The 8,877-nt window shown below is 67.5% G+C and carries 9 protein-coding genes; 2 read left to right on the top strand and 7 right to left on the bottom strand.

What is annotated here, in order from left to right; genetic code table 11:
• The 7 genes from KIP79_RS35275 to KIP79_RS35245 all read right to left on the bottom strand — a co-directional run bounded on the left by KIP79_RS35275 (position 1) and on the right by KIP79_RS35245 (position 7,494).
• Positions 1-2,535, bottom strand: a complete 2,535-nt coding sequence (locus KIP79_RS35275) for a penicillin acylase family protein (RefSeq protein WP_214109316.1) — start codon at positions 2,533-2,535, stop codon at positions 1-3.
• Positions 2,536-2,612: 77 nt separating this feature from the next.
• Positions 2,613-3,206, bottom strand: a complete 594-nt coding sequence (locus KIP79_RS35270) for a TetR/AcrR family transcriptional regulator (protein ID WP_214109315.1) — start codon at positions 3,204-3,206, stop codon at positions 2,613-2,615.
• A gap of 52 nt (positions 3,207-3,258) precedes the next feature.
• Complete coding sequence (locus KIP79_RS35265) at positions 3,259-4,509, bottom strand: ArgE/DapE family deacylase (RefSeq protein ID WP_214109314.1); 1,251 nt, start codon at positions 4,507-4,509, stop codon at positions 3,259-3,261.
• 10 nt (positions 4,510-4,519) lie between these two features.
• Entirely contained in the window at positions 4,520-5,761 is a 1,242-nt protein-coding gene (locus KIP79_RS35260; protein ID WP_214109313.1) for an Rv1352/Rv1906c domain-containing protein, read from the bottom strand.
• Positions 5,762-5,823: 62 nt separating this feature from the next.
• Positions 5,824-6,357, bottom strand: coding sequence for a DUF1349 domain-containing protein (locus KIP79_RS35255; RefSeq protein WP_214109312.1), 534 nt, complete (start codon positions 6,355-6,357; stop codon positions 5,824-5,826).
• Positions 6,358-6,451: 94 nt separating this feature from the next.
• Positions 6,452-6,676: a DUF397 domain-containing protein gene (locus KIP79_RS35250; RefSeq protein ID WP_214109311.1), complete on the bottom strand. Its 225-nt coding sequence runs from the start codon at positions 6,674-6,676 to the stop codon at positions 6,452-6,454.
• The gene (locus tag KIP79_RS35245) at positions 6,658-7,494 is read right to left on the bottom strand and encodes a helix-turn-helix domain-containing protein (RefSeq protein ID WP_214109310.1); all 837 of its coding nucleotides are present in this window, start codon (positions 7,492-7,494) and stop codon (positions 6,658-6,660) included. Before KIP79_RS35245 ends, KIP79_RS35250 begins: the two co-directional genes overlap by 19 nt.
• Positions 7,495-7,740: 246 nt before the next feature.
• On the opposite strand from KIP79_RS35245, the gene KIP79_RS35240 reads away from it, so the two are divergent.
• Together KIP79_RS35240 and KIP79_RS35235 are read left to right on the top strand one after the other, a co-directional pair.
• Positions 7,741-8,145 (top strand): ATP-binding protein, encoded by a 405-nt coding sequence (locus KIP79_RS35240; protein ID WP_214109309.1) that lies wholly within the window; start codon positions 7,741-7,743, stop codon positions 8,143-8,145.
• The gene (locus tag KIP79_RS35235; protein ID WP_214109308.1) at positions 8,142-8,804 is read left to right on the top strand and encodes a helix-turn-helix domain-containing protein; all 663 of its coding nucleotides are present in this window, start codon (positions 8,142-8,144) and stop codon (positions 8,802-8,804) included. Before KIP79_RS35240 ends, KIP79_RS35235 begins: the two co-directional genes overlap by 4 nt.
• Positions 8,805-8,877 lie beyond the last annotated feature (73 nt).

Here is an 8,877-nt window from a genome sequence, read left to right as displayed (position 1 = left end):
TCAGGGCTTCAGGGTCAGCGTGTCGGCGGCCGCGGTCTCGGTCGCCCGTTTGGTGAACGGCCAGGGTGTGGTGGCGCCGTCCGCCCAAAGTTCGGCCTGGTCCGCGTACGACGAGTGGAAGGCGTGGCCGGAGGCGCCGGTCAGGTTGATCCAGCGGGAGCGGTCGAGGTCGGCGAGGTCCACGACCATGCGCATGGAGGGGACCCAGTCGACCTCGTAGCCGTCCTCCGTGGACCAGCCGGTCGCGTTGACCGCGTCCTTGCTGCCGGCGGCGGGCAGCGGGCCCCGGTTGAAGAGCCATTCGATCGGGGCGATGCCGGAGGTGCCGAAGGTCTCGTGGGTGAGCTCCAGGGTGTGCAGGTCGCCCCAGCGCCAGTCGGCGGGGTCGTCGCCGAGGCGTTCGGCGATCTCGGCGTCGGCGTCGGCGATGGCCGCTCTGAGCATGTCGTCCCTGGTTTCCACGCCGTTCTTGGTGCGTACGTCGTCCCACCAGGCCGCGTCGGGGTCGTCGAGGACGGCGCGCATGATCTCCCACCACCTGTCACCGCCCTGAGGGCGGGCGCCCTCGGGCAGTTCGTCGTGGAAGACGCGGGCCAGCAGGTTGCGCCAGATCACGTTGAAGTAGGCGGCGGGCGCGGAGTCTCTGGACTGGGTGTGGTTCCAGTCCTTGAGCAGGGCGGTGTGGCCGCCGCCGACCCGAAGCAGGTGCGGAACCAGGGTTGGGGCCAGGCCGTTCGTGTCGTCCATCTGGAGGTCGGCCATCGACTGGAGGGTGACCTTTCCTGCGGCCGTGAGGGCTTTGAGGCGGTCGGCTATGCGCTGTGACCGGTAGCCGTAGGCCCAGTCGCTGGTGAGGAAATGGCGGTAGCCGGGGCCGATGGCGGCGTTGTTGGCGGTGGCGATCCAGCCTTCCGGAGGGTTGTAGGCGTAAGGCAGTTCCTCGAACGGGATGTATCCGGTCCATTCCTGCTCACCGGTCCAGCCCGCGCTGGGCCACCGCCCGTCGCCACTCGACCTGATCGGGATCTTCCCCGGCGCCTGGTAGCCGATGTTTCCGTCCACATCGGCATAAATCAGGTTCTGGGAGGGCGCTTCGAAGTAGGAGGCCGCCTTGCGGAACTGATCCCAGTTCTCGGCCGTGTTCAGCAGGAAGATGGCGTTGGCGGTAATGCTGGGCTCCAACGCGGTCCAGCGCAGTGCGATCGCCTGCGAGTCCGCCGGTGCGCCTTCACCGAGATTCTTGCCGGCCCCCGGCAGGGATTTCCCGGCGCTCTCCAGCACCTCCGAGATGATCGGCCCATGCCGGGTGGATCTGACCTTCAGCTCCACCGGCGCGCCTCCGGCGACCTTGATCTGCTCGGTGAGGGTCTGGAACGGCACCCAGCCGGTTTCGGTCTGGTAGGTCTCCCCCTGGATCCGCTCGACGTACAGGTCGGTGACGTCCGGCCCGAGGTTGGTGAACCCCCAGGCGACCCGGTGGTTGTGGCCGATCACCACCCCGGGCAGCCCGGAGAAGGTGAACCCCGCCACGTCGTACGGGCAGGCCGCCGAGCGGGTGCGGCAGTGCAGCCCCGCCTGGTACCAGATCGATGGAATCCGGGGCCCGAGGTGCGGGTCGTTGGCCAGCAGCGGCTTCCCGGTGTCGGTGAACTTCCCCGCGACCACCCAGGAGTTGGAGCCGATGCCCTTCCGGTCGGCTCCGTCCGTACCGAGCAGGGACGGGACCGTGCGCAGCACCCGGGAGACCCGGGTGAGCGCCGCCGAGGCGGCGGTCACGGGAGCAGCCGGGTCGAACTTGGTGTCCTGGACCGCCCCAGCGGTCACGATCGGCCGGTGGCGGTCGTACGGGTAGGCGGGGAAGAGCTCGTCGACCCGGGCGACCGGGAGCGCGCCGGCGTCCAGGGCGCGTTCGAGCTCGTCGTCCATGTTGGAGCGCAGGTCCCAGGCCATCGCCTTCATCCAGGCCAGGGAGTCGGCCGGGGTCCACGGCTCGGGGCGGTAGGCGCCGTTGGTGAGCTTGAGCACCGCGTACTCCAGGCTCCGGTCGGCGAACCCGTCGTTCTGGTCCAGCCAGGCGTTCACCCCCGCCGCGTACGCCTCCAGACCGCGCTGCGCCTCCGGGTCGAGCAGAGCGAACTCCCGCTCGGCGACCCGCCGCCAGCCGAGCGTGCGGACCACCTTGTCGATGTCGAGCGTGGCCTCGCCGAACAACTCGGAAAGGCGTCCCGCCGTAGTCTTCCGGCGGAAGTCCATCTCCCAGAACCGGTCCTGGGCGTGCACGTAGCCCTGGGCGCGGAAGAGGTCATCAGGCGTGTCGGCGTAGATCTGCGGGACACCGTACGCGTCGCGGTACACGGTCACCGGCTTGGTTAGACCGGGCAGCGTGAGCTCGCCGGAGGTCTGCGGGAAGGACCGGCGCACGGTCCACGTCACGGTCCCGGCCAGCAGCAGGGCGAGGATCACCAGCAGGGTCAGGATCCGGAACAACCAGCGAAGCGGCCAAGCAAATCGTGCAAACGGCGCTAACCTGACCATTCCCGAACCTTTCCTGGTTTTGCTCGTCACAGTATTCAGGAGCTTGATTACTCGGCGGTAGCTATTCGGACACGGACCTATCCGCTGACAAGGGCCACCGCCAGTTCCCGGGCGCCCACGCGGGCCGCCTGCTCCCCCACGGCCGCCACATGCTCGGCACCCAAGAGGGCCAGCAGGGCGTGGGCGAGGGCGTCGGGGTCGGATGCGGGGCGCAGCTGGGTGAGGAGCATGCGTAGGTGGGTGTGCCAGAAGCGGTAGGAGGCGATTCGGTAGCGGGCGCCTGGGGTGGCGGTCTCCGAGACGCGGAGCAGGTCGATGTTGCCGAACAGGTAGTCGCTGTAGGCGTCGAGGAAGCCCATCACCCGTTCGCCTGGGGGCGCGCCGGGGCCGAGTGGGGGTGGGCCGCTGAGGACCGCCTCCTGGAGCAGGCGCTCCTTGTTGTCCAGCAGTGCGAAAACAAGCCCGGATTTATCGCCGAATCTGCGGAAGAGCGTGCCTTTGCCGACACCGGCCTCCGTAGCGACCGCGTCCATCGAGACGTTCTCGACCCCGTGCTCGCGGAACAGCTTTACCGCCGCCGCCAGCACCTTCTCCCGGTTCCTGGCCGCGTCGGCCCGCTCCCGGAGCGGCGCCTCCCGGAAGATTTGCACCAGCTCGTGCTGCTGCTCCATAGCGGGACTCTAGCCTCCTACCGATGGTCGGAGCCGTAGGCCGCCTGGCCGTCTAGCGGACCCCGCATCGCCGTACCACCAGCAGCGCCAGCGCCCGGGTGACGTCGCGCAGTTCGCGCAGTTCCACCTGCTCGCGCGGGGCGTGCGCGAACCGTACGTCCCCGGGGCCGTAGTGCAGGGTGGGGATGCCCGCCCCTGCGTAGATGCGCAGATCGCTGCCGTACGGCGCGGCCGTGGTGGCGGGACGCGTCCCCGTCACCGCCTCGATCGCGTCGGCGGTCTCCCCCAGCAGGGGATGTCCTTCCGGCAGCCGCCCGCTGGCGAACCGCCCGCCCGGCCAGGTCACCGTGACCGGATTGTCCCGCAGCCACGGGTCGTCGATCCCCGCCAGCACCGTCTCCAGCGCCGCCGCCGCGTCGTCCGGGTCCTCCCCCAGCCGCACCCCGAGACGCCCCTCGGCCACCAGCAGGTCCGGCACACTGCTCGCCCAGTCCCCCGCCCGTACCGTCCCCACCTCGATCGGGTACGGCAGGACGTTGCCGGCGAACAGCGGATGCGGATCGCGGTTGCGCTCCGCCTCCAGCTCCCTGATCGCCCGCAGCACCGGGTAGAACGCCTCGATCGCGTTCACACCCTCGTACCGGGTGGCCCCGTGCGCGGCCCGCCCGGCCACTTCCAGCCGGAACGTCAGCGAACCCGCGTTGGCGGTGATGAGCTGTCCGCCGGTCGGCTCGGTGATCACCGCCGCCTCGCCGCGGTGCCCGCGCACCATGGTGGCGAACGCGCCCAGGCCGCCGTCCTCCTCGCTGATCACACAGTGCAGGGCCAGCGGGCGGGCCAGCCGCACACCGGCCCGCCGCAGCGCGGTCACCACGGCCAGGTTGGCGGCCAGGCCCGCTTTCATGTCGCAGGCGCCCCGGCCGTACAGGGTGGTCGCGGTGGCACGCGCCCCGAACGGGTCGTTGCCCTCCCATTTGGCCAGGTCCCCGGTGGGCACCACGTCCACGTGGCCCTGGAGGATCAGCGCGGGCTCGCCCTCCCCCTCGGTGGTGGCGACCAGGCCGTACCCCTCTTCCCTGGGGGCCTCCGTACCCGGGTAGCCGTCGTGGGCGCGGAGCGCGGGCAGGTCCAGCTTCCACAGGTCCACGTCGAGGTCCAGCTCGGCCAGCTGCCGGGCGCACCGATCCTGCAGATCCGATTCGGCGTCCCCGCCGGTCACGCTCGGCACCCTGACCAGGTCGGCCAGGAGCCGTACGGTCGCGGCCTCGTCGATGGCGTCCAGCACACGCGCTTCCCAGTCCATGCCGGAAACACTAGATGTGCTCCGGTTTGACCTCCAATGCGGCCAGCCGGGCGGCGACCAGGCTCTCCTCCAGGGCCAGCTTCAGCTGCTCCAGGTTCCTGCCGAGCCGTTCGATCTCGGCCCTGGCCAGGTCGTCCCGTACCGTCCCGGCCAGCAGGTCCCGGTACTCACCGGTGCGTTCGGACAGCAGCCGCAGCTGGTCGTGGGCCTTGTAGAGCCGGTCGGCTTCGAGGATCTTGGCCGCGTACCGCTCCAGCGCCTCGATCCTGCCGGTCACCGAGGACACCACCGTGTCCAGGGTGGCCCGGTAGGGCGCGAGCGCCGCCGCCACCGGGTCGGCCACCCCGTCGCCGGTCATCGCGGCCTGCTCGGCGCGGAGCACCGTCACCTTGTTCAGCGCCTTGGCGATCTCCCACTCCTCCACGGGCAGGATCAGCTCGTGGTCGGCCACGTCCACGAGGCCCCGCTGGTAGACCGTGGCCGCCTGGATACGGCGGATCGCCCGCTGGGTCCTCGCCATCAGGCGGCGGGTCTGGTCGTCGAAGTCCTTCTCCACCAGGAACCAGCCGGGGTTGGCGCGGGCCAGGGCGGCCAGCCGGTGGACCGAGTTCCGGCGACGGTGGTTCGCCCCGGCAACGATCGTGATCACCAGCACCATCACGAACAGGATCATGGACATGCCGAACATGAGGCTGAACACGAAGTAGATCAAGATCATGGGCACCACGGGATGGGTGTGTTTACCGTCCCGCCGGTCCGGCGACCTCCAAGGGCTGCCGGTGCGCACATGCCACACCAGGGCGGGCGCGGCTTCCAGCCCTTTACGCACGTCGGGCGGCATGTCCGGATCGAAGATCGTCCTTACCCGCCCGGCCTTCTTCCCCGTCGACCGGCTCTTCTCCGGGGCCGGACCGTACGCGGTGTCCTGTTCCGCTGGACCATTTGCGGCATCCTGGACCGCCGGACCATGCGCGACGTTGAGGTCCAGCGGATCTTCGGGGACCAGGGCCGCCGCCGTGACCCTGACCCACTCGGCGGGCATCTGACTGCCGAACGCCGCATCCCCAGGCTCGATCACCACGGCGACCGTGCCCGCACCCCGGTGCCGGATGACGACCGGACCATCCCCACTCGCCGGATACCGGACCCAGTGCCCGTCACCCGGAGTCCGACAAAGGTACTGCCCCGGCGCGACGTCGAGACCGACGACGTACATGCCTTCGCCGGGGATACGATCCGGATATTTCACCACCACCGCATCCGCCCCCTTTTCTTGAATTTACCCTCCGGGCTCCAGGGGCGGGCGGGCCCGAATCAGATAACGGACACCTTGCTGAACCGGGCCTCGAACCCCGGCCCGACCGGCGCGGCGGCCATCGCGCCACCGAGCGCGGGCACCCCCGGCGGGAAGTAGGCCAGCCGGATCAGGGTGTCCGGCTCTTCCCCGTCCATCCCGTACCGCACGGTCACCGCGTCCCCCTCCCGGAGCAGATCGATGGTGAACGACCTCGGCATCCCCGGCGCCGCCTTCACCGACCAGTCCGAGAACCCCCGCGTCACCACGACACTGATCTGCAACGCCCCGTCGACGAACTCGGTCCCCGCCTTGATCCAGTTCGCCTCGTCAATCCGCAGGATCGCCCCGGCCTGGTCGTACTGCTCGGCGTAGTCGGCCTCGAAGGTCACCGTGACCCGCATGTCCCCTTCGACCACCCGCCCGTACATGGGCGCGTTGTCGAAGGCGTACCCGTAGTGCGTCTTCTGCCACAGGTCCGTCTTGCCCCCGACCGCAACGGTCAGCGCGTCGCCTTCTACCGACCAGCCGGCCGGCTCATTGATCCACTCCATGACCAGATCGTGTCATGAGAGCGCTCTCCAAGGGAAGGACAGCCCGAGGGAACCATCCCCAGCCACCTCTCCCCGAAGGGCGGGGACGAAAATTTCAGAGGTCGAACTCTCCGGATCGCACGCCGTCCAGGAAGGCAACCCATTCAGCGGGGGTGAAGACCAGCGCTGGGCCGGCCGGGTTCTTACTGTCGCGGACAGCGACGATACCGGGGAGGTTAGCGGCGACCTCGACGCAGTTCCCACCGCCATTGCCACTGAGAGAGCTCTTCTTCCACATCGCTCCGGCGAGGTCGGTGTGGGTCAGGTCCTTGGATGCCATTGCTCCGCTGCTTCCTCGATCATCGCGAGTGACTCACCGACTCGGTAAGCCTCGGTCCGAAGTTTGTCATACCTATCCAAGATCAGCGAAACCACTTCGTTGTCGGCAGACACCTCACCTCTTCCTGCGGATTCTATGGATACGGTGGTCGGCGCTTCCGCCAGTTCCGCGATGACAAATGATGATGTCAGCCCATCTGTGCACGCGGTGTCATAAGGAACGATTTGGATCATTATCCGGCGGTTGCGTGCGGCGTTTGCCAAATGGCGGAACTGTTCGTACATGACGGATTTGCCGCCGATCGGGCGCTTGAGGACCCACTCATCCATCAGTGCGTACAACTCGGGAGGGTTCTCACGACTGAAAATCCGCTGCCGCTCCATCCGGGCCGCCACCTGCTCCTGGATCTCGGACTCGGGAGTGGAGAAGTGACCGAGGAAGACCGCTCGCGCGTACGCCTTGGTCTGGAGGAGACCGGGGACCAGCAGGGGGTCCCAGGTCCTGAGGGTGACAGCGCTGGGCTCGATCTCCTCACGCCACCGTAGAAACCATCCCGGACCGGTGGGAGAGTAATGGATCCTGCGGCATAACCGTGTGAAGTATTCGGGCTCGGGGAGGGCGAAGAAGCGATCACACGCCTCCGCCAGGTCCAGTTGTGGGTTGCGACTACCGGTTTCGATGTGCCCTACAAGCGACGGTGAGCAGCCGATGTGAGCGGCCAGACTCCGTTGGGTAAGACCCCGTTCCCGACGATGTCTGGCCAGTTCACGCCCGAAACGCGCAGCGGCTGACAAGCCGGTCTCCCGATCGTTTTCCATCGTCGCCACCTGACTGTTGTCTACATCCGCCTACAAAAATCGACAACCATCTACCTGTTCTGAAGATATCTGTCCACAGAATGTCGCCACATCATCGCTGAATCTTGCCCGTCAAACCGGCACTCTAAGTGGCATTGAATCACAGTGAAGACGAACCCCACAGAACACTCGACAGCTGAACACGTCCATGGAGTCGGAAATGACGGTTTCGATCTTCGGTGTCTGTAAACATCAGGGACGCGGCCGGTGAACGGCTCGTTGCTGGGGCAGGCCGAATTGCCAGGTGTGACCGCGTCCGTGCCGATTATGCGGCGGTTTGTCCACGGCGTCCTGCTGAGCGCGGGCTGTACACACATCGATGACGCGCTCCTGCTCCTCACCGAGGTGTTCACCAACGCCATCAAGCACACCGACTCGGGTCGGATCGAGGGCGGATCGGTACGGGTGAAGGTGGCCCGCCCTACGGACGCGGCAGTACGGGTGAGCGTGGTCGACGCGGGATCGCCGCACACCAAGCCCGAGCTCAGGACATCGGACGGGGAAAGCCCGAGCGGCCGCGGTTTGCAACTGGTGGACCGACTCGCCTCCTCCTGGGGCTACTACGAGGACTGGGGAAGCCAGGTCGTGTGGTTCCAGGTAGAGCTGCTGTGACCACGGAGAAGAGCGGCGCGACGCATCACGTAACCGCGACCCTGGTCGAAAAGATCAGAAACGGCGAGCTGGCGCCAGGTGATCCGTTTCCACGCGGCTGGGAGTTAGTCCGGACCTACCGGATCAACAGGGGCGTCGCGGCGCTGGTGTACCACCGTCTGCTACGCATGGGCTTGGTCCGCCCGGAGAACGACCGGGCCATCGTGATCGGTCCCTCCGATCTGGCCAGGCTCACCGCTCTGATGCCGGAGTCACAGCAGATCGACGAGGCCGTCAACGTGATCATCGACAGAATCCGGACCGGCGAGATCGGACCTCATCGCCGCGCGGCAAGCCTGCGGGGCCTGAGCAGCCAGTACGACGTGAGCGTACGGACGGCCAAAAAGGTGATCACAGCACTCACCACAATGGGCTGGGTCTACACCGTCCCGAACCGAGGCACCTTCGCCGTACCCAAACACCTCTGGCCAACAGAAAGCCCCAACGGGGTCTCCCCCGAAAAGCTAAACCTAACGGGATGCACCACCATGCAAGCCCTCGAAAGCCGACTGGCCGTCCACCTGGGCTTTCCACACACAGACAAACCGCAAGCGATACCCGTTCCCAACCACGACTTCCTGCACTGTGCTGAGGGCCGACACGACCGCAACGAGGACTGATGCCAGCTCACCACACGGGCGTGGGGAGCAGAACAACCGCACGTGGGCTGCGGTGTCGATCGCCGGTTCACCC

Source organism: Acrocarpospora catenulata (assembly GCF_018476525.1).
Classification (GTDB): domain Bacteria; phylum Actinomycetota; class Actinomycetes; order Streptosporangiales; family Streptosporangiaceae; genus Acrocarpospora; species Acrocarpospora catenulata.
Note: the sequence above shows the minus strand (reverse complement) of the source record. Positions and strands in the feature narration are given on the sequence as shown.

Coding starts and splice junctions, on each gene's coding strand:
- KIP79_RS35275 (WP_214109316.1), bottom strand. CDS start 2,535: ATGGTCAGGTTAGCGCCGTTTGCACGATTTGCTTGGCCGCTTCGCTGG.
- KIP79_RS35270 (WP_214109315.1), bottom strand. CDS start 3,206: ATGGAGCAGCAGCACGAGCTGGTGCAAATCTTCCGGGAGGCGCCGCTC.
- KIP79_RS35265 (WP_214109314.1), bottom strand. CDS start 4,509: ATGGACTGGGAAGCGCGTGTGCTGGACGCCATCGACGAGGCCGCGACC.
- KIP79_RS35250 (WP_214109311.1), bottom strand. CDS start 6,676: ATGGCATCCAAGGACCTGACCCACACCGACCTCGCCGGAGCGATGTGG.
- KIP79_RS35255 (WP_214109312.1), bottom strand. CDS start 6,357: ATGGAGTGGATCAATGAGCCGGCCGGCTGGTCGGTAGAAGGCGACGCG.
- KIP79_RS35245 (WP_214109310.1), bottom strand. CDS start 7,494: ATGGAAAACGATCGGGAGACCGGCTTGTCAGCCGCTGCGCGTTTCGGG.